The sequence below is a fragment of the Staphylococcus sp. EG-SA-2 genome (genome assembly GCF_017152085.1).
Genome location: NZ_JACYHC010000149.1, coordinates 1 through 537, shown reverse-complemented (window position 1 = coordinate 537; position 537 = coordinate 1). Strand labels below are relative to the sequence as shown.

General features: G+C 33.0%; 1 protein-coding gene. It reads left to right on the top strand.

The window, feature by feature from the left end; all coding sequences use genetic code 11:
* On the top strand, positions 1-537 hold a 537-nt coding region (locus IDG60_RS01450), incomplete at both ends, for an ATP-binding cassette domain-containing protein (RefSeq protein WP_206160403.1).

Sequence of the window (537 nt, the reverse complement as noted above, 5' to 3'; positions counted from 1 at the left end):
ACGCTTCTAAATCTAAACAAGCAACAAGTCGTAAAAAACAACTTGAGAAAATTGAATTAGATGATATTCAACCATCATCAAGAAGATATCCTTTCGTTAAATTCACGCCTGAGCGTGAGATTGGTAATGACTTATTAATCGTTCAAAATCTTTCTAAAACGATTGACGGTGAAAAAGTATTAGATAACATTTCATTCACAATGAATCCAAATGATAAAGCAATTTTAATTGGAGATAGTGAAATCGCGAAAACAACATTACTTAAAATATTAGCTGGTGAAATGGAACCAGACGAAGGTTCTTATAAATGGGGTGTAACAACATCATTAAGTTACTTCCCTAAAGATAACTCAGAATTCTTTGAGGGCGTTAATATGAACCTTGTAGATTGGTTAAGACAATATGCACCGGAAGATGAACAAACAGAAACATTTTTACGTGGTTTCTTAGGTCGTATGTTATTTAGTGGTGAAGAAGTTAAGAAAAAAGCTAGTGTGCTTTCAGGTGGAGAAAAAGTACGTTGTATGCTAAGTAAAA